Raw genomic sequence first — 17,754 nt, 5'->3', positions numbered from 1 at the left:
CGGGGGCACCGCGCCGATCAGCACGACCTTGGCCACGCGGCCGGGCTTGGCGCGGGCGGCGTAGTGGATCGCCTCGCCGCCGCCGGTCGAGTGGCCGACGTGGATGGCGTTCTTCAGGTCCAGATGGTCGGCCAGGGCGATGACGTCGGCGGCGTAGGTGTCCATCTCGTTGCCGGTGTCGGTCTGGGTCGAGCGGCCGTGGCCACGACGGTCATGGGCGATGACGCGATAGCCCTTGCCCAGGAAGAACATCATCTGAGCGTCCCAGTCGTCGGCCGACAACGGCCAGCCATGGTGGAACACGACCGGTTGGGCGTCCTTGGGACCCCAGTCCTTGTAGAAGATCTGGACGCCGTCCTGGGTGGCGACGAAGCCGCTCTGGGCGCGGCCGGCGACATGGGCGGCGGCGTGGCCGTGACCATGGGGGGCCTGGGCTGTAGCGGCTTGGGCAGTAGCAGCTTGGGCGGCCAGCGGCAGGGCGGCGGCGAGTCCGAAGCCGGCGGTCATCACGCCGCGGCGGGAAGCTTGGTTCGACTGGCTCATGATCATCCCTCATTTGATGTTCGCGATAATCGTTATCGCGATAACGAGATGTGACTTAAACCCGAAGTCGGGCCATGTCCACGAATTTCTTTATCGCGATATCATTTTTCGTGGTAATCAAGGTTCAGTGACAAACGGAGACGCCGCCGATGCGCCCCTTGGATCAGCAGATCTGCTTCACCCTGTACGCGACGAGCATGGCGATCACGCGGGCCTACAAGCCCCTGCTGGACCAGCTGGGCCTGACCTATCCGCAGTATCTGGTGCTGAGCGTGCTGGGCGAGAACGGCAGCCAGACCATCGGCGGGGTCGCGGCGCGACTGGACCTGGAATCCAGCACGGTGACGCCCCTCGTCAAGCGCCTGGAGGCCGCGGGCCTCGTCGAGCGCCGGCGTGGCCGCGAGGACGAACGCAAGGTCGAGGTGACGATGACGCCGGCGGGTCAAGCCCTGCTGGAGCGTTCGGTCTGCCTTGGCGATCTGCTGATGGAGCGCTCGGGCATGGACGGTGAAGCGCTCGAGGCGCTGAACAGGCAGGTCCAGGCGCTGCGCGAGAGGATTGTCGGGGGATAGCCCTCCCCGTCAGGGGAGGGCTTCGGTGTCAGACCAGCCCTTACAGCTGTTCCAGCAGGTACTCGGCCGACGAAACCTTGAATTGGCCGGCCTCTTCGACGTTCAGCTGGGTGACCACGCCGTCCTTGGCGATCAGGGAGTAGCGCTGCGAGCGCGGTCCCATGCCGAACTTGCTGCCGTCGAAATCCAGGCCGATGGCCCGGGTGAAATCGCCGTTGCCGTCGGCCAGCAGCAGCACTTCGTCGCTGATGCCTTGATCCTTGCCCCAGGCCTTCATCACGAAGACGTCGTTGACCGACACGCAGGCGATCGCGTCGACGCCCTTGGCCTTGAGTTCGGCGGCCTTCTCCTTGAAGCCCGGCAGGTGCTTGGCCGAGCAGGTCGGGGTGAAGGCCCCGGGCACCGCGAACAGCGCGACGGTCTTGCCCTTGAAAATGTCGTCGGTGGTGATCGGCACCGGCCCTTCGGCCGTGCTGGTCATGAAAGTCGCCGCCGGCAGCGTGTCGCCAACCTTGATCGCCATGGGCCTTGTTCCTCTGTTGGTTCGTTATGGATGTCTGGAGATATCCCCCCGGCGGTCGGTCGCCAAGGCGCCGTGCAGGAACGTGGGGCGGCGAAGACGGTTTCGAACGTCCAAGACTTGAAAGCGTCACACGGAGAGCCAATGCTTCGCGTATGGCCAGCATGATCGACGACGACGATGGCGAGTTCCTGACCGGACGGCTCCTGGTGGCCATGCCGGGCATCGAGGACCCGCGTTTCGAGCGGGCGGTGCTCTATCTGTGCGCCCACGACGAGGAACAGGCCATGGGTCTGGCCGTCAATCGGCCCGTGGACGGCCTGACGGTTTCCGAACTGCTGGAGCGCCTTGGCGTGAAGTCCGAGATCCAGGCGCCGAAGGACCTGGTCCTGCTGGGCGGCCCGATCGAGCGCGAACGCGGCTTCGTCCTGCACACCGACGATTTCCATTCGCCCGACTCCAGCCTGCCGATCGCCGACGGGCTCAGCCTGACCGCCACGCGGGACGTGCTCGACGCCATGGCCAATCCCATGCGCCGGCCGCGCAAGGCGATCCTGGCTCTAGGCTACGCCGGCTGGGGCCCAGGCCAGCTGGAGCAGGAGCTTCGCGACAACACCTGGCTGATCTGCGACGCCGACGAGGGCCTGCTGTTCGGAGAGGACCACGAGCACAAGTGGACGCGCGCCCTGGCCAAGCTGGGGATCACGGCCGATCACCTGTCGGCGACGGCCGGACGGGCTTAGAGAAGAGAAAATCCTCTCCCCAAGGGAGAGGTGTCGGCGCAGCCGACGGAGAGGGAAGAAGCAAGGTCGGCAAGACTTCCCCCTCCGGTCGCTTCGCGACCACCTCCCCCGCCAGGGGGAGGATTTTGAAGGCCTTATCCCCGCGCCTTCACCGGCGCGGCGCCGTCGACATAGGCTTCGTTCAGATAGACCTCGGCCTCCTGCGGCGACAGGGCCGGGGCGTAGCCGAAACCCTGGCCGTAGTCGCAGCCCAGGCCTTGCAGCGCGCGGGCCATCTCGGCGTTCTCGACGCCTTCGGCGACGACTTCCAGGTCCAGGTCCTGGCCCAGCTTGACGACCGAGCGGACGATCTTGGCCGAGCCGGCGTTGGCGCCCATGGTTCGCACGAAGTAGCGGTCGATCTTCAGCGTGTCGAACGGCAGGCGGGTCAGATAGGACAGCGACGAGAAGCCGGTGCCGAAGTCGTCCAGGGCCAGGCCCGCGCCCGCCTCGCGCAGGGTCTTCAGCACCATGGCCGCCCGCTCGGGGTCGCGCATGATGTCGCTCTCGGTGACTTCCAGCTTCAGGGCGCCGCGCGGCAGCCGGTTGGCCCGCAAGGTCTCGGCGACGTCGTTCACCAGGCCGGGCCGGTCGATCTCGCCGGTGGAGAGATTGACGCTGACGGTCAGGGCGCCCATGGCCGGATGGCAGTCGCGCCAGATCGACAGCTGCTGGGCGGCGGCGTGCATCATGTGCGCGCCCAGCTCGCTCATCAGCCCCATTTCCTCGATCAGCGGCAGGAACTCGTCGGGCGGCAGCATGCCCCGGCGCGGATGGATCCAGCGGGCCAGGGCCTCGAAGCCCGACAGCGCGCCGGTCGACAGGCGCACCACGGGCTGGAAGTAGGGGATGATCTCGCCACGGCCGATGGCGCCGCGCAGGTCGGCCTCCAGCGCCAGGCGCGACAGGCCGTCGGTCTCCATCGAGCGGCCATAGGCGGCGGCCCCGCCACGGCCGGCGGCGGCGGCGGCCTCGACGGCCAGCTCGGCGCGGCGCAGCAGTTCGGCCGCGTCGGGCGCGTCCATCCCGCCCTCGGCCGAGACGGCGCCGACCGACAGGGTCGGGTGAATGTCGAAGCCGGCGATGCGCAGCGGCTGCTCCAGCGCCACGCGCAGCATCTCGGCCGGCTCATAGCCCTCCGGCGTGCACAGAACCGCGAACTCGTCCTCGCCGATGCGGCCCAGCAGGGTGTCGGACGGGAAGGCCGCGACCAGGCGCGAGCCCAGCGCGGCCAGAACCAGGTCGGCGCGATCGTGGCCCAGCGCCTCGTTCAGGCGGCGCAGGCGATCGAGGTCGGCGACCACCAGTTCGTGCACCCCGGGTTGGGTCAGCCGCTCGCGAGCGCGCGCGATGAAACTGCGACGATCCAGAAGACCGGTCAGGTCGCAACGCTCGGAGGCGGAGAACTTGGTCTCGGCGGCGACCACGCCGGCCGCGCGCACGCCGTCCTCGAGCCAGACGCCACGCCACAGGCAGACCTCGCCGCCGCGCACGCGGAAGCGGGCGACGACGGGGCGACCGGGCTCGCGGACCTTGAGGACTTCTTCGGCCTGTCCGCGGTCCTGCGGCAGGGCCAGGGCGCGGAAGGCGGCGGACGAACATTCCGGCGCCAGCGGGCCAAGGCCCAGCGCCCGGGTGGATCCGTTCAGGCGCAGGCGGTCGGCTTCGGGCTCCCAGATCCACAGGGCGACGTCGGCGCCGCCCAACGCTTCAAGCGTGGCGGTCGTATCCCAGATCCGTCGCTCACCTGTCCGAAAAGACATACCCGTCCCAATCGCGCCAGCCGCGACGCCCCGCACTCACTCGGGCGCCACCAGGCCGAACAGACGATGATCTCGCCAATCGCCGTTAATTTTCAAATAAGCGCGGGCGTAACCCTCCTCGGAAAAGCCGCATTTCAGCAAGAGCGCGGCCGAAGCGGCGTTCTCGGGCATGCACGCCGCCTCCAGACGATGAAGGCCCAACCCCTGAAAGGCGAAGCGGATCAGAGTCTCCACGGCGTCGGCCATGTGGCCCTTGCGCGCGAACGATTCGCCGACCCAGTAGCCGATCGCCCCCGTCTGCGCGACGCCGCGCCGCACGTGGAACAGACGGACCCCGCCGACCAGGGTGTCGTCCTCGCGGCGAAAGACGAAGAACGGATAGGCCTCGTCGAGGTCCAGTTCGCGCGCATAGGCCGCGAGCCGGGCCCGGAACGCCGCTCGGGTCAGGTCATGGTCGGGCCAGGTCGGCTCCCACGGCTCCAGGAACGACCGCGACCGCGCGCGCAAGGCGGCCCAGGCGCGATGGTCGCCCGGCCGGGGCGGTCGCAGATAGACCTCACGGCCTTGCAGCCGTGGCGTCGGACGGGGCTTCAGGAAAGACGGCAACACGAGCGTACGGACGGCTGAAAATCGATCACGGCCGCACCTTCCGACGTCACGCCGCCGAGAACAACGTCTTGTCGAACGCCTCGCCCGCCTTCAGCGAGGTCTTGGCCCCCAGCACCGCCGAAGCGGCGCGCGCGCCGGCCAGCAGCCGCTGGCCCAGCCGCGTCACGTCGGCGGCGGTGACCGCCTCGACCTCGGCCGCCAGCTCGGCCGGCGGATAGAGACGGTCGAACAGCAGGATCTGGCCGGCGCCCTGCTCGGCGCGCGACAGCGGTTGCTCGCGCGCCATGAACATGTGGGCCTTCAGCTGAGCCTTGGCGCGGGCCAGTTCGGCGTCTTCGATGCGCGCGACCAGCTTGGCCAGCTCGGCCGCGCAGACCTTGGCGGTCTCGACCGCGTCGGCGGGCGCGCAGCCGGCATAGATCCCCAGAGCGCCATGGTCGGCGTAGGTGTCGGCGTAGGCGTCGATGTTGTAGGCCAGACCCCGCTTCTCGCGCGCTTCCTGGAACAGGCGCGAGGACATGCCCCCGCCCAGGACCTCGGCGAAGATCCGCAGGGCGAAATAGTCCCGGTCGCGCGAGCCGCAGGCCGGCAGCATGAACACCAGGTGGCTCTGCTCCAGCTTGCGCGCCTCCGCCTGGGGGCCGCCCACGAAGGCGGCGGCCGGCGGAACAGGCGCGCCCGGTGTCGCCGGCAGGTCGCCGAACGCCCGCTCGGCGGCGGCCATCAGCTCGGCCTCGTCGACGGCGCCGGTGGCGCTGACCACCAGTCGGTCGGCGGCGTAGAGCTGCGCGCGCCAGTCCGACAGAGCATCGACGGTGGCGGCCTCGACGGTCTCGTCGCGGCCCAGGATCGGACGGCCCACGGGGTGGTCGCCCCAGCTGGCCTTCTGGATCAGGTCGAAGACGTAGTCGTCGGGCGCGTCGGCGGCCTCGGCGATCTCCTGGGCGACGACCTGCTTCTCGCGCGTCAGATCCGCCGGATCCAGGGTCGGGCGGCGGACGAGATCGGCGATGACGTCCATGCCAAGATCAAGACCGCCCTTCAGCGCCCGGACCTGGAAGCTGGTGCGCTCATAGCCGGTGGCGGCGTTGATCGAGCCGCCGCCACTCTCGATCACCTCGACGATCTCGCGGGCCGAGCGCGCGCCCGCGCCCTTGAACACCATGTGCTCCAGGAGGTGCGACCACCCCGAGCGAGCGGGATCCTCGTAGGCCGCGCCGCGCCCCGCCACCACGCTGAGGGCCAGGGTCTCTAGCCCCGGCATCGGGTCGCAGATGACACGGACGCCGTTGGGCAGGATGCGGAGGGAAGCGGTCATGAGGGGCGCTATCTAGGGCTTCGCGCCCCTAAACGCCAGCTTCGGCTCAGGTATTGGCCGCGAAGGTGCGGACAAACGCCTTCACCGCCGCCCCGTCGGCCGGCAGGCGCTCGAACTTTTCCGGCTTCTTGGAAAGGTCAGGCGTGGCGCGCGGCGTGATCGGCGGCGCGCCGGTGGCGGCCTGCACCGCCTCGGGGAACTTGGCCGGGTGAGCGGTCGAGAGCACCACGACCGGGATCGACGGCTTGATGTCGACGCCGCGCGCCGCCGCCAGGCCGACGGCGGTGTGCGGATCGACAATCTCGCCGGTCTCGTTCAGCGTCGCCAGCATGGTCTTGGCGGTGTCGGCCTCGCTGATCGAGACGCCGCGGAACAGCTCGCGCATCCAGGCATGGGCGGCGGGCGGGATGTCCAGCAGACCCGTGTCGGCGAAGGCGCGGAAGGCGCGGTCGGTCTCGACGCCATCGCGGCGCACGGCCTCGAAATAGAGGCGCTCGAAATTGCTGGCGACCTGGATGTCCATGGCCGGGCTCTGGGTGGCGGCCACGGCCCCGCGGGCGTAGCGGCCGTCCTCGAAGGCGCGGGCCAGGATGTCGTTGGCGTTGGTGGCCGCCGTGATCGAGTGGATCGGCAGGCCCAGCGTCTTGGCGACGAAGGCGGCGTAGGCGTCACCGAAATTGCCGGTCGGCACCACGAACGCCACCTCGCGGGCCGGCGCGCCCAGGGCGACGGCGGCGGTGAAGTAGTAGACGCTCTGGGCCGCGATCCGCGCCCAGTTGATCGAGTTGACGCCCGACAGGTCGACCCCGTGGCGGAACTGATCGTCCTGGAAGGCCGACTTGACGATCGCCTGGCAGTCGTCGAACGAGCCCAGGATCGAGACGCAGGCGACGTTGGCGTCGGTGGCCGTGGTCATGAACCGGCGCTGCACCTCGCTGATCCGCCCCTCGGGGAAGAGCGCGACGATGCGGGCGTTCTTGCGACCGCGGAAGGCCTCGACGGCCGCGCCGCCGGTGTCGCCCGAGGTGGCGCAGATGATCGTCATCTTCCGCGACTGGCGCTCGAGCACGTAGTCGTAGAGCCGGCCCAGCAGCTGCATCGCGACATCTTTGAAGGCCAGGGTCGGGCCGTGGAACAGCTCCAGCAGGAAGCGATTGGGCGCCAGCTGTTTCAGGGGAACGACGGCGGTGTGGGCGAAGGTGGCGTAGGCCTCCTCGCACATCGCCAACAGATCGTCGGCCGGAATGTCGTCGCCGACGAACTTGCCGACCACGGCGGCGGCCACCTCGGCATAGGGCTTGCCCGCGAACGCGGCGATCTCCTTGGCCGTGAAGCTGGGCCATTCGGAGGGCACGTACAGGCCGCCGTCGGGGGCCAGGCCGGCCAGCACCGCATCCAGGAAGCCGATGGACGCGGACTGGCCGCGGGTCGACACGTAGCGCATCAGGGTCTCACTCTCCGCCAGAGCATGGCGGCATAGATAAACAGCAGGGTTACGGCAAGACCGAACCACGTCAGGGCGTATTCCAGGTGTCGATTGGAAATTTCTGCCGGCAGCGGCGCGGGCGTGATCCCGGCGGGCGCGGGCGTCTCCTGCTCGGCCATCAGCACCAGCGGCGCGGGCTTGCGGCCCGGGAAGCGGTCCAGAACCTTGGCGCGGTCGCCGCCCAGCTGGGCGATCGGGGTCAGCACGCCGACGACATGCCTGGGGGCGTCGAAGGACCGGGGCAGCGGCGCGACCTGGCCGGTCAGGGCCGGGATCAGACCGCGATCCACCAGGATCATGTTGTAGGGGCCGGCCAGGACGGCGCAGGGGGCCTGGGCGCGCCAGACCACGTCGCCGTCGCGAACGCCGTAGACCAGCGGCAGGGGCGAGCCAGCGACGTCGCCGCAGTCGACGCTCACGCGGGTCCAGGCCAGGTCCTCGGTGCGGGCGTCGGCGGTCAGCACCTGGACCAAAGGCATGGCCGGCGCGGTCTTGAGGGCCTCGATCCGCGCCAGGATCCCTTGTTTCCAATGCAGGCGCTGGACCTGCCAGGCGCCCAGGCCGCAGAGGATGGCGAACGCGATCGCCGTGGCGATCGTCAGGCCGATCGGGAAGCGCGCCTTCCCGGAGCCATTCCTTTCCGGCGAAGCGGGATCAGACATGGTCACGGCCGGCTTCGGAGGCCTTCTGCGCCACCTGGGCGGCGACCATCAGCCCCTTGGCCGGTCGCATCAGGCCCATGGTGAGCGCCAGAACCGCGGGAAGCCACACGACCAGCAGCAGCCAGACCGGCCAGTTCCAGGCGAACATCGAAAACAGCGCCCCGAAGGCGCAGACCGTGCCAGCGATCAGGATAACGAAGGTCGCCGCGCCGTCGCCGGTCTCGTACTTGCCCAGATCGAAGCCGCACGCCTCGCAGCGCGGGGCCACCTTCAGGAAGCCCTCGAACAGATGGCCCTCGCCGCAGTTGGGGCAGAGGCCGCGAGCGCCGGCGGCGTAGGGATTGGTCTTGGTCATCGTCGTCAGGGTCCTGAAACGAAAAAGGCCCGGAACGCTGGTCGGCGTTCCGGGCCCCATCGGTGTGTCCGATCTAGTGGGCCGAAGCCCCGAAGATCACGTAGATGAAGGCGAACAGGAACAGCCAGACCACATCCACGAAGTGCCAGTACCAGGCGGCCGCTTCGAAGCCGAAGTGCTGCTTGGGCGTGAAGGCGCCGTTCATCAGGCGGATCAGGCAGACGATCAGGAAGATCGTGCCGACGAACACGTGGAAGCCGTGGAAGCCGGTGGCCAGGAAGAAGGTCGAGCCGTAGAGACCCGAGTTCACGGCCGCTTCCGAGTAGAACAGCTGCTCGTGGTTGATGTGGCTGTACTCATAGACCTGGATGGTCGTGAACAGCGCGCCCAGCAGGATGGTCAGGATCAGGCCCCACTTGGCGCCCTTGCGGTCGCCGACCTGCAGGGCGTGGTGCGCCCAGGTCACGGTCGTGCCCGACAGCAGCAGGGTCAGGGTGTTGACCAGCGGCAGGTGCCAGGGCGAGACGGTCTCGACGCCGGCCGGCGGCCAGGTGGCCCAGGCGGTGCGGACTTCCTCGATCGACGACAGCGTGCGGTGGTGATGGAACAGCGCCATCTCGAAGAACATCCAGAACCACGCCACGAAGAACATCACTTCCGAGGCGATGAACAGGATCATGCCGTAGCGCAGACCGATCGAGACGACCGGGGTGTGGTCGCCGGCCTTGGCTTCCTTGGCCACGTCCGACCACCAGCCGAACATGGTGTAGAGCACGCCGGCGATGCCGGCCGCGAAGATGGCCCAGTTGCCCTTCTCGATGCCCAGGACGCCGCCCTTGATCCAGCCGATCAGGCCGATGGCCATGACGGTCGCGGCGGCCGAGCCCACGAAGGGCCACGGGCTGGGCGGAAGGATGTGGTAGTCGTGTTTGACGGCGCCGGCCATGTTGCTGCTAACCCTTATATCCCTCTGAACACGGTCGCTGGTCCCCCCGCGCCGCGATCTTGTTAAACGCTATAGCCCTCTCGACGGTGCGCCGCCAAGAGGTTCGACGATGCGGGGCGTCGTCGCCGCGGCGACTTGACCCTTTTTGTTCTTTCCGTCCTCGACGGCCGGGAAAAACGTGTAGCTGAGCGTGATCTCGTTCTTGCCCACGGTCTCGGGATCGTCCGCGAATTGGGGATCCACGAAATAGACGACCGGGAACTCCACGGTCTGGTGGGGCTGGATCGTCTGGCTCGAGAAGCAGAAGCATTCCAGCTTCTGGAAGTACGGCCCCGCCGATTCCGGCACCACGTTATAGAGCGCCCGGCCCGTCAGGGGCTTGTCGGTCGGATTGGTGACCTTGAAGAAGGCCAGGCCCGTCTCGCCGATGCGGATGTCCTGGCTGGCCTGCAGCGACTCGAAGCGCCAGGGCAGGTCGCGGAGGTTGGCGTCGAAACGGATCGTGACCTTGCGGTCCAGGATCCGCGTCGGCTTGGCCTTGGCCTTGCGCACGGTGCCGTCGAAGCCGGTGACCTGGCAGAACAGCTTGTACAGCGGCACGGCGGCGTAGGCCGCGCCGACCATGCCGAAGAAGGCCGCCGCGCAGATCAGCGCCACCCGGCCGTTGCGGCGGGCCATGGCCTGCTGCGCGGTCAGCGGCGCCTTGGGCGGCTTGGAGGCCGGCTTAGGGGTGCGGGTGGACATTGCCAGTGAGCCTCACCAGGGTGACCACGAACACCAGGATGACGAACGCCGCCAAGCCCAGACCGATGGCGACGTTGCGACCGTCGCGCGCCTTCTTGGCGGCTTGCTGTTCCGCGTCCTTGCCGACCGACTTGTTCACTTCAAGAGCTCCAGGGCGCGGACGCCCGCCACGGCCTCGCCCAGCAGGGCGGCGAACAGGGCGAAAAGGTACAGGATCGAGAAGGCGAACAGGTTGCGCGCGGCCTTGGCCCCGGCTGCCCGTTCGTCCTCGGTGACGTCATAGAGGGCCCGGTCGGCCACGCGCGGATCGGCGGCGTCGCCGGCCTTGCTGGCGAAGACCCGCCCTGCCAGGATCAGGAACACCGCCCCGCCCAGGGCCGCCACGGCCAGGTAGAAGGGACCGCCCAGGCCCGTCAGCACCGGCGACAGGCAGACCGGGATCAGGATCAGGCTGTAGATCAGGATCTGCTTGCGGGTCTCGCGCGCGCCCTTGACCACCGGCAGCATCGGCACGCCCGCCTTGGCGTAGTCGGTGGTGACGTACAGCGACAGCGCCCAGAAGTGCGGCGGGGTCCAGAAGAAGATGATCGCCACCATCAGCCAGGCGTTCAGCGGCGCATGCCCCGTGGCCGCGGCCCAGCCGATGGCGGGCGGCAGGGCGCCGGCCAGGCCGCCGATGACGATGTTCTGCGCCGTCCAGCGCTTGAGCCACATCGTGTAGACGACGGCGTAGAAGACGATCGTGAAGGCCAGCAGGCCGGCGGCGAACCAGTTGATGGCGAAGCCCAGGAACATCACCGACAGCAGGGAAAGCACCACGCCGAGCGAGGCGGCCTCCTCGCCCTTGACCTTGCCCGCGGGCACGGGTCGGCCGCGCGTGCGGCGCATCTGCCGGTCGATGTCGGCGTCGTACCACATGTTCAGCGCGCCCGAGGCGCCGGCCCCGATCGCGATGCACAGCACGGCCACCGCGCCCAGGATGGGGTGGATCGGCGCGCGCGCGGCCAGCAGGCCCGTCAGCCCCGTGAACACCACCAGGGACATGACGCGCGGCTTCATCAGCTGGAAGTAGTCCTGCCAGCGAGCGGCTTGCGAAGTGTCCGCCACGGTCTTGGACGAGGCGGTCTCCGGGGTCATGGCGGCGATCTTCGACATGGGAACTTGAGTGCTTTTGTATCTCGCTTGAACGGCGAAGTATCTCGAACGGCGAAGGATCTCGCTCGATGGGCGAAGGGCGCGGCCCGGACCCGATGGATCCCGACCGCGCCCCCGCTTGGTCTCGTCAGGACAGCCAGCCTAGTGGTGGCTGTCTTCCTTGATCACCGGCGGTTCGCTGAACTGGTGGAACGGCGGCGGCGAGGACAGGGTCCATTCCAGCGTGGTGGCGCCTTCGCCCCACGGGTTGGCGACGGCCGGGCGGCGACGAATCGCGGCCTCGATCAGCACCAGGAAGAACACGCCCACGCCAACGACGGTGACCATGTAGCCGACGGAGGAAACGTAGTTCCACTTCGCGAAGGCTTCCGGATAGTCGATGTAGCGACGCGGCATGCCCTGCAGGCCCAGGAAGTGCTGCGGGAAGAACACCAGGTTCACGCCGACGAACATGATCCAGAAGTGGGCCGCGCCGAGGAACTCGTTGTACTTCACGCCCCACATCTTCTCGAACCAGTAGTAGAAGCCCGCGAAGATGGCGAACACCGCGCCCAGCGACAGCACGTAGTGGAAGTGAGCCACCACGTAGTAGGTGTCGTGCAGGCTGTAGTCGATGCCGGCGTTGGCCAGGACGACGCCCGTGACGCCGCCGACCGTGAACAGGAAGATGAAGCCGATCGCCCACAGCATCGGCGTCTTGAAGTCCAGCGAGCCGCCCCACATCGTGGCGATCCAGCTGAAGATCTTCACGCCGGTCGGGACGGCGATGATCATCGTGGCGGCCACGAAGTAGGCGCGCAGGTTGATGCTCATGCCGACCGTGTACATGTGGTGCGCCCACACGACGAAGCCGACGAAGCCGATGGCGACCATCGCGTAGGCCATCGCCAGGTAGCCGAAGACCGGCTTCTTGGAGAAGGTCGAGACGATGTGGCTGATGATGCCGAACCCGGGCAGGATCAGGATGTACACTTCCGGGTGACCGAAGAACCAGAACAGGTGCTGGAACATGACGGGGTCGCCGCCGGCGGCCGGGTCGAAGAAGTGGGTGCCGAAGTTGCGGTCGGTCAGCAGCATGGTGATGGCGCCGGCCAGGACGGGCAGCGACAGCAGCAGCAGGAAGGCGGTGATCAGCACCGACCAGGCGAACAGCGGCATGCGGTGCAGGGTCATGCCCGGCGCGCGCATGTTGAAGATCGTGGTGATGAAGTTGATCGCGCCCAGGATCGACGAAGCGCCGGCCAGGTGGAGCGACAGGATCGCCAGGTCCATGGCCGGACCCTTGTGGCCGATCGTCGACAGCGGGGGATAGATCGTCCAGCCGCCGCCGAAGCCGTGGCCCGGGCCGCCGTCCACGAACAGCGAGACGCACAGCAGCGTCCAGGCCGCGACCAGCAGCCAGAACGAGATGTTGTTCATCCGCGGGAAGGCCATGTCCGGCGCGCCGATCATGATCGGCACGAACCAGTTGCCGAAGCCGCCGATCATGGCGGGCATGACCATGAAGAAGATCATGATCAGGGCGTGGGCGGTGACCACGGCGTTGTAGCCGTGCTTGCCCTTGAAGACGCCCAGCTGGGCCAGCAGTCCGGTGTCGGAGAACACCTGGATGCCCGGCTCCATCAGCTCCCAGCGGATCAGGCCCGACAGGGCGCCGCCGACGATGCCCGCCATGATGGCGAACAGGATGTACAGCGTGCCGATGTCCTTGTGGTTCGTGGAGAAGAACCAGCGGGCGAAGAAGGGCGGCTTGTGATCGGCGTCGTGGCCGTCGTGATGGTCGATGTCAGCGGCGTGAGCCATCGGACTTTTATCCTGCGATCGTATCTTAGGCCGCCGGCGCGGCGGGCGCCGCGGCCGGAGCGGAAGCGGGAGCGGCGGCCGGAGCCGAGGCGGGAGTCGCGGCGGCCGGAGCGGCCTCGGCGGGCGCGGCGGCCGGAGCCGGCGGCGCCGTCTTCGACTTCACCCACGCGTCGAACTGGGCCTGGGTCACGACCTTGATCTCGATCGGCATGTTCGAGTGGTCGACACCGCACAGTTCCGAGCACTGGCCATAGAACACGCCGGTCTTCTCGGCCTTGAACCAGGTTTCGTTCAGGCGGCCGGGAATGGCGTCGATCTTCAGGCCGAAGGCCGGCAGGGCGAAGGCGTGGATCACGTCGGCGCCGGTGACCTGCACGCGGACGACCTTGTTCACCGGCACGACCATCGCGTTGTCGGCGGCCAGCAGGTACGGGACCTTCTTGGCGTCGGCCTGCTCCTTGGTGAGCGGCAGCGACACGATCTCGCTGACCTTCTGGTCGGGATATTCGTAGCCCCAGTACCACTGATAGCCCGTGGCCTTCACGGTCATGTAGGGCTTGGGCATGTCGTTGTAGTGGAACAGCAGCCGGAACGAGAAGATGGCGATGACCATCAGGATCAGCACCGGCACCAGGGTCCAGATGACCTCGACCGTGGTGTTGTGGCTGAACTTGGCCGGAACCGGGTTCGCCTTCTTGTTGTAGCGAACGATGATCCAGATCAGCAGGCCCAGCACCAGCAGCGTGATCGCCGTGATGATCGGCAGCAGGACCATGTTGTGGAACCAGATCGCGTGGTGCTTCAGCTCCGACGCGGCGGGTTGCAGATCGATCGCCCCCGGCGTCGGCTGGCCCAACAGATCCTCAGCGAGGGCGTGCCCCGCGAAAACGACACTGGCGGCGAGCGCGCTGGCGCCCGTCAAGACCCGCCGAATCCCCGAAAATTGCGCCTTCATTTCCCTCACGGCCCGTTTCGCCAGCGATTTGACGGTGATCAATGTCACGTCCCGCCGACTTGCATATTACGACCCCGCGATGCGGTCGTGCGAGCGACGGCGTCTTAAAAGACACGCGTCGACGCGCAGCCCGCCCCTGAAAGGGCCGATCGGAGGCTGCATACGCGCATCGCTAGCGGTTGCCAAGCGCCGGAGACCACACTCTGAGCGTGGTCTTGGCGTGCGCGCGCCCCCATCCGCTCCAAATCAGCCGCTCCCCGCCCGTCCGACCATTTCCGCATCATTACGTATCGTTCATGGACAGGTACCTTGCGATACTCAGTACCATGCGGTACGTAGGAGCATCGAAGGAGGCGAGGACATCGTGCCCGAAGCCATTGAAATCCAATTGAAGAAAGGCGTGCTGGCGCTGTGCGTGCTGGCCCTGCTCTCGCACGCCGACAGCTACGCCTACGAGATCGCCAGCCGGCTCACGAGGGACATCGATATGGGGGAAGGGACGATCTATCCGCTGATGCGCCGCATGCAGTCGGATGGGCTGGTCGAGACCTATCTGGTCGAAAGCCAGAGCGGTCCGCCGCGCAAATACTACCGCCTGACGGCCGAGGGGCGCCGCAGCCTCGAACAGCAGAAGACCGAATGGGTCGCCTTTTCGCAGGCCGTCAACGCCATCGTGGGAGCCGCCGCATGACCCGGGCCGAGTTCATGACCCGCCTGCGCCGCGGCCTGGCCGGCCTGCCGGTCACCACGATCGCCGACATCGTCGCCGACCACGAGGCCCACTTCGCCGACGCCATGGCCGCGGGCCGTAGCGAGGCCGAGGTGGCCGCCGCCCTAGGTGATCCCGACCGCCTGGCCCGCGAACTGCGCGCCGAGGCCGGCCTCAAGCAGTGGGAGGAGCGCAAGAACCCCTCCAACGCCATGGCGGCGGTCATCGCGCTCCTGGGCCTGGGCGCCCTGGACGTGATCGTCCTGCTGCCCGTGCTGATGGGCGTGCTGGGGGCTCTGTTCGGCGTGCTGGTCGCCGTGGTGGCGGTCTTCTTCGCCGGGGGCGTGGTGTTCGCGGCCGGTCCCCTGACCGGACCGCCCGGCGGCCCGATCACCGCCTTCCTGGCGGGCCTGGGCCTGATGGGCCTGGCCACCTGCCTTGGAGCCCTGCTGACCCTGGTCACCGTCGGAGTCTTCAACGCGGTCGTCTGGTACGCCCGCCTCCACTACCGGCTGCTCAAGCCGGCCATCGAACAAGCCTAAGCGGAAGAGGAGGGGACCATGCTGATCCGCAACACGCTCATCGTCGCCGGGGCCAGCTTCGCGCTCGCCGTCGGCTGCTTCGCCGGGGTGGCCGTCATCGCCGGCCCGCAGATCCTGAACAACGGCTGGACCTTTCCGCTGAACGGAGACGAGACGGTCGTCATCCGCCACAACGGCAAGGTGATCCGCACCGAGCACCGGCTCGCCGCGCAAGGCGGATCGGTCGCCCCCAGCGTCGACCGCACCTTCCCCTGGACGGGCAAGGACGAGCTGCAGATCGACTTGCCGGTCGACGTCGTCTTCGTCCAGGGTCCGGAAGCCAAGATCGTCGCCTCGGGCCCGAAGGCCTATCTGGACCGGCTGCGCGTCGACGGCGGTCGCATCGCGCTGGCCGACGGCGACGAGCGCGACCAGGCCAGCGTCACGATCAACGCCTTCGGCGTGCATGTCCAAAGCGACTCCGAGCGGGTGAAGATCACGGTCATCGCCCCCGACGTCACCAGGTTCGACGTGCGCGGCTCGGGCGACCTGGACATCCGCCGCTACGATCATCCGACCTTCTCGGTCGATGTCAGCGGCAGCGGCGACGTCGAGGCGGCGGGGCGCGTGGATCTGGCCATGATCGACAACTCCGGTTCGGGCCACGTCGACCTCTCCGACCTGAAGGCCAAGGAGGCCACGGTCGATGTTTCCGGCAGCGGCGGCGGCGCGATCTTCGCCACCACCAAGGCCAAGATCGCGATCTCGGGCAGCGGCGACGTCGAGCTGCGCACCGAGCCCAAGACCGTCAGCAGCGAAGTCACCGGCTCGGGCGAAATCCGCCGCGAGTACTGATCCGCGACAAAAGGGGCGGGGTGACGGACGCGTTCGGAAGGCCTACCTGTAGGTCATGAACGCTCCCTTCCCCGCCTCTTCCCTGTCCCTGCTGGACGCCGCCGGCGTCGACCCCGAACGCGCCCGCCAGGTTCTGGGCGAGGCCGTGGCGGGCGCCGACGATGGCGAACTGTTCCTCGAACGGTCCGAGAGCGAGTCCTTCGTCTTCGACGACGGCCGCCTGAAGAGCGCCTCCTACGACAGCGGCGAAGGTTTCGGCCTTCGCGTGGTGGCTGGCGAGACCGCGGGCTACGCCCATGCCGCCGAGATCTCCGAGGCCGCCATCCGCCGCGCCGCCGATTCGGCCAGTCTGGCCAAGCGCGGCCACGCCGGCGTGGCCGCCGAAGGTCCGCGCGCCACCAACGCCAAGCTCTATGGCGAGGACAATCCCGTCGCCTCGCCCGACTTCTCCGACAAGGTCGCCCTGCTGCAGGAGATCGACGCCTTCGCCCGCGCCCGCGACCCGCGGGTGGTGCAGGTGATGGCCTCGATGGCCGGCGAGCGGCGGATCGTCGAGATCCTGCGCGCCGACGGCCGCCTGATCCGTGACGTGCGCCCCCTGGTGCGGGTCAATGTCCAGGTCACCGTCGAGAAGGACGGCCGTCGCGAGACCGGAAATTCCGGGGCGGGCGGCCGCGCCGGCTTCGCCGCCTGGATCAGCCCCGACAAGTGGCAGGACCAGGTCGACGAGGCCCTTCGCCGGGCTCTGGTCAACCTCGACGCCGTGGCCTGCCCGGCGGGCGAGATGGACGTGGTCCTGGGTCCCGGCTGGAACGGGGTGCTGCTGCACGAGGCCGTCGGCCATGGCCTGGAGGGCGATTTCAACCGCAAGGGGATCAGCGCCTTCTCGGGCCGCCTCGGCGAACGGGTCGCGGCCAAGGGCGTCACCGTCTTCGACGACGGCTCGATCGCCGGACGCCGGGGGTCGCTGACCGTCGACGACGAGGGCACGCCCACCGAACGCACCATCCTGATCGAGGACGGCGTCCTGGTCGGCTACATGCACGACCGGATGAGCGCGCGGCTGATGGGCATGAAGGCCACCGGCAACGGTCGCCGCCAGTCCTACGCCCACATGCCCCTGCCCCGGATGACCAATACCGGCATGCTGGCCGGAAACGACGATCCCCAGGAGATGATCGCCTCGATGAAGCGCGGCCTCTACTGCGCCAATTTCGGCGGCGGCCAGGTGGACATCACCAACGGCAAGTTCGTCTTCCAGTGCACCGAGGCCTACCTGATCGAGGACGGCAAGGTGACGACGCCGGTGAAGGGCGCGACCCTGATCGGCGACGGCCCCAGCGCTCTCACCAAGGTGACGATGATCGGCAACGATTTCGACTTCGACCCGGGCATCGGCGTCTGCGGCAAGTCCGGCCAGGGCGTGCCCGTCGGCGTGGGCCAACCGTCGCTGAAG

General features: G+C 68.2%; 20 protein-coding genes. 6 read left to right on the top strand and 14 right to left on the bottom strand.

What is annotated here, in order from left to right; genetic code table 11:
* On the bottom strand, window positions 1-543 hold a 543-nt coding region (locus tag VJ655_RS07745), incomplete at its 3' end, for an alpha/beta hydrolase (protein ID WP_324110490.1).
* A gap of 149 nt (window positions 544-692) precedes the next feature.
* On the opposite strand from VJ655_RS07745, the gene VJ655_RS07740 reads away from it, so the two are divergent.
* Window positions 693-1,115, top strand: a complete 423-nt coding sequence (locus VJ655_RS07740) for a MarR family winged helix-turn-helix transcriptional regulator (protein ID WP_324110489.1) — start codon at window positions 693-695, stop codon at window positions 1,113-1,115.
* Between the two features lie 40 nt (window positions 1,116-1,155).
* On the opposite strand, the gene VJ655_RS07735 is transcribed toward VJ655_RS07740, so the two are convergent.
* Window positions 1,156-1,638: a peroxiredoxin gene (locus tag VJ655_RS07735; RefSeq protein WP_324110488.1), complete on the bottom strand. Its 483-nt coding sequence runs from the start codon at window positions 1,636-1,638 to the stop codon at window positions 1,156-1,158.
* 152 nt (window positions 1,639-1,790) lie between these two features.
* Here VJ655_RS07735 and VJ655_RS07730 point away from each other — a divergent pair, with 152 nt between their 5' ends.
* A complete protein-coding gene (locus tag VJ655_RS07730; protein ID WP_324110487.1) occupies window positions 1,791-2,378 on the top strand; it encodes a YqgE/AlgH family protein in 588 nt (195 codons plus the stop codon).
* A gap of 134 nt (window positions 2,379-2,512) precedes the next feature.
* Here the strand turns inward: VJ655_RS07730 and VJ655_RS07725 are convergent, their stop codons facing one another.
* The 12 genes from VJ655_RS07725 to coxB form a co-directional block, all read right to left on the bottom strand.
* Window positions 2,513-4,180, bottom strand: coding sequence for a bifunctional diguanylate cyclase/phosphodiesterase (locus VJ655_RS07725; RefSeq protein ID WP_324110486.1), 1,668 nt, complete (start codon window positions 4,178-4,180; stop codon window positions 2,513-2,515).
* Between the two features lie 36 nt (window positions 4,181-4,216).
* Complete coding sequence (locus VJ655_RS07720) at window positions 4,217-4,789, bottom strand: GNAT family protein (RefSeq protein ID WP_324110485.1); 573 nt, start codon at window positions 4,787-4,789, stop codon at window positions 4,217-4,219.
* 46 nt (window positions 4,790-4,835) lie between these two features.
* Window positions 4,836-6,107 (bottom strand): pitrilysin family protein, encoded by a 1,272-nt coding sequence (locus tag VJ655_RS07715; RefSeq protein WP_324110484.1) that lies wholly within the window; start codon window positions 6,105-6,107, stop codon window positions 4,836-4,838.
* 46 nt (window positions 6,108-6,153) lie between these two features.
* The gene (gene thrC / locus VJ655_RS07710; RefSeq protein WP_324110483.1) at window positions 6,154-7,551 is read right to left on the bottom strand and encodes a threonine synthase; all 1,398 of its coding nucleotides are present in this window, start codon (window positions 7,549-7,551) and stop codon (window positions 6,154-6,156) included.
* Window positions 7,551-8,255 carry an SURF1 family protein gene (locus VJ655_RS07705; RefSeq protein ID WP_324110482.1) on the bottom strand — a complete coding sequence of 235 codons (705 nt, stop codon included), beginning with the start codon at window positions 8,253-8,255 and terminating at the stop codon, window positions 7,551-7,553. Before VJ655_RS07705 ends, thrC begins: the two co-directional genes overlap by 1 nt.
* Window positions 8,248-8,610 carry a DUF983 domain-containing protein gene (locus VJ655_RS07700; RefSeq protein WP_324110481.1) on the bottom strand — a complete coding sequence of 121 codons (363 nt, stop codon included), beginning with the start codon at window positions 8,608-8,610 and terminating at the stop codon, window positions 8,248-8,250. Before VJ655_RS07700 ends, VJ655_RS07705 begins: the two co-directional genes overlap by 8 nt.
* A gap of 73 nt (window positions 8,611-8,683) precedes the next feature.
* On the bottom strand, window positions 8,684-9,556 hold the full coding sequence (locus VJ655_RS07695; protein WP_324110480.1) for a cytochrome c oxidase subunit 3: 873 nt from the start codon (window positions 9,554-9,556) through the stop codon (window positions 8,684-8,686).
* Window positions 9,557-9,625: 69 nt separating this feature from the next.
* Window positions 9,626-10,300: a cytochrome c oxidase assembly protein gene (locus VJ655_RS07690; RefSeq protein WP_324110479.1), complete on the bottom strand. Its 675-nt coding sequence runs from the start codon at window positions 10,298-10,300 to the stop codon at window positions 9,626-9,628.
* Window positions 10,281-10,439 (bottom strand): hypothetical protein, encoded by a 159-nt coding sequence (locus VJ655_RS07685; protein WP_324110478.1) that lies wholly within the window; start codon window positions 10,437-10,439, stop codon window positions 10,281-10,283. Before VJ655_RS07685 ends, VJ655_RS07690 begins: the two co-directional genes overlap by 20 nt.
* Complete coding sequence (locus tag VJ655_RS07680; RefSeq protein WP_324110477.1) at window positions 10,436-11,455, bottom strand: heme o synthase; 1,020 nt, start codon at window positions 11,453-11,455, stop codon at window positions 10,436-10,438. Before VJ655_RS07680 ends, VJ655_RS07685 begins: the two co-directional genes overlap by 4 nt.
* A 141-nt stretch (window positions 11,456-11,596) precedes the next feature.
* On the bottom strand, window positions 11,597-13,258 hold the full coding sequence (gene ctaD / locus VJ655_RS07675) for a cytochrome c oxidase subunit I (RefSeq protein ID WP_324110476.1): 1,662 nt from the start codon (window positions 13,256-13,258) through the stop codon (window positions 11,597-11,599).
* 25 nt (window positions 13,259-13,283) lie between these two features.
* Complete coding sequence (coxB, locus tag VJ655_RS07670) at window positions 13,284-14,213, bottom strand: cytochrome c oxidase subunit II (RefSeq protein ID WP_324110474.1); 930 nt, start codon at window positions 14,211-14,213, stop codon at window positions 13,284-13,286.
* Between the two features lie 364 nt (window positions 14,214-14,577).
* Here coxB and VJ655_RS07665 point away from each other — a divergent pair, with 364 nt between their 5' ends.
* The 4 genes from VJ655_RS07665 to tldD all read left to right on the top strand — a co-directional run.
* Entirely contained in the window at window positions 14,578-14,904 is a 327-nt protein-coding gene (locus tag VJ655_RS07665; protein WP_013077476.1) for a PadR family transcriptional regulator, read from the top strand.
* Window positions 14,901-15,464: a DUF1700 domain-containing protein gene (locus VJ655_RS07660; RefSeq protein WP_324110473.1), complete on the top strand. Its 564-nt coding sequence runs from the start codon at window positions 14,901-14,903 to the stop codon at window positions 15,462-15,464. Before VJ655_RS07665 ends, VJ655_RS07660 begins: the two co-directional genes overlap by 4 nt.
* Before the next feature lie 18 nt (window positions 15,465-15,482).
* The gene (locus tag VJ655_RS07655) at window positions 15,483-16,298 is read left to right on the top strand and encodes a GIN domain-containing protein (RefSeq protein ID WP_324110472.1); all 816 of its coding nucleotides are present in this window, start codon (window positions 15,483-15,485) and stop codon (window positions 16,296-16,298) included.
* Between the two features lie 55 nt (window positions 16,299-16,353).
* The coding region (tldD, locus tag VJ655_RS07650; protein WP_324110471.1) for a metalloprotease TldD at window positions 16,354-17,754 on the top strand (1,401 nt) is incomplete at its 3' end.

The sequence above is a fragment of the Caulobacter sp. genome, from assembly GCF_035254145.1.
GTDB lineage: Bacteria > Pseudomonadota > Alphaproteobacteria > Caulobacterales > Caulobacteraceae > Caulobacter.
This window is presented reverse-complemented; position numbering and strand designations above follow the sequence as displayed.

What these genes read in the sequence shown, in the direction of transcription:
- VJ655_RS07695 (WP_324110480.1), bottom strand. Translation starts at nt 9,556, where the DNA reads ATGGCCGGCGCCGTCAAACACGACTACCACATCCTTCCGCCCAGCCCG.
- VJ655_RS07705 (WP_324110482.1), bottom strand. Translation starts at nt 8,255, where the DNA reads ATGTCTGATCCCGCTTCGCCGGAAAGGAATGGCTCCGGGAAGGCGCGC.
- VJ655_RS07735 (WP_324110488.1), bottom strand. Translation starts at nt 1,638, where the DNA reads ATGGCGATCAAGGTTGGCGACACGCTGCCGGCGGCGACTTTCATGACC.
- VJ655_RS07655 (WP_324110472.1), top strand. Translation starts at nt 15,483, where the DNA reads ATGCTGATCCGCAACACGCTCATCGTCGCCGGGGCCAGCTTCGCGCTC.
- thrC (WP_324110483.1), bottom strand. Translation starts at nt 7,551, where the DNA reads ATGCGCTACGTGTCGACCCGCGGCCAGTCCGCGTCCATCGGCTTCCTG.
- ctaD (WP_324110476.1), bottom strand. Translation starts at nt 13,258, where the DNA reads ATGGCTCACGCCGCTGACATCGACCATCACGACGGCCACGACGCCGAT.
- coxB (WP_324110474.1), bottom strand. Translation starts at nt 14,213, where the DNA reads ATGAAGGCGCAATTTTCGGGGATTCGGCGGGTCTTGACGGGCGCCAGC.
- VJ655_RS07730 (WP_324110487.1), top strand. Translation starts at nt 1,791, where the DNA reads ATGGCCAGCATGATCGACGACGACGATGGCGAGTTCCTGACCGGACGG.
- VJ655_RS07660 (WP_324110473.1), top strand. Translation starts at nt 14,901, where the DNA reads ATGACCCGGGCCGAGTTCATGACCCGCCTGCGCCGCGGCCTGGCCGGC.
- VJ655_RS07700 (WP_324110481.1), bottom strand. Translation starts at nt 8,610, where the DNA reads ATGACCAAGACCAATCCCTACGCCGCCGGCGCTCGCGGCCTCTGCCCC.
- VJ655_RS07690 (WP_324110479.1), bottom strand. Translation starts at nt 10,300, where the DNA reads ATGTCCACCCGCACCCCTAAGCCGGCCTCCAAGCCGCCCAAGGCGCCG.
- VJ655_RS07680 (WP_324110477.1), bottom strand. Translation starts at nt 11,455, where the DNA reads ATGTCGAAGATCGCCGCCATGACCCCGGAGACCGCCTCGTCCAAGACC.
- VJ655_RS07715 (WP_324110484.1), bottom strand. Translation starts at nt 6,107, where the DNA reads ATGACCGCTTCCCTCCGCATCCTGCCCAACGGCGTCCGTGTCATCTGC.
- VJ655_RS07725 (WP_324110486.1), bottom strand. Translation starts at nt 4,180, where the DNA reads ATGTCTTTTCGGACAGGTGAGCGACGGATCTGGGATACGACCGCCACG.
- VJ655_RS07740 (WP_324110489.1), top strand. Translation starts at nt 693, where the DNA reads ATGCGCCCCTTGGATCAGCAGATCTGCTTCACCCTGTACGCGACGAGC.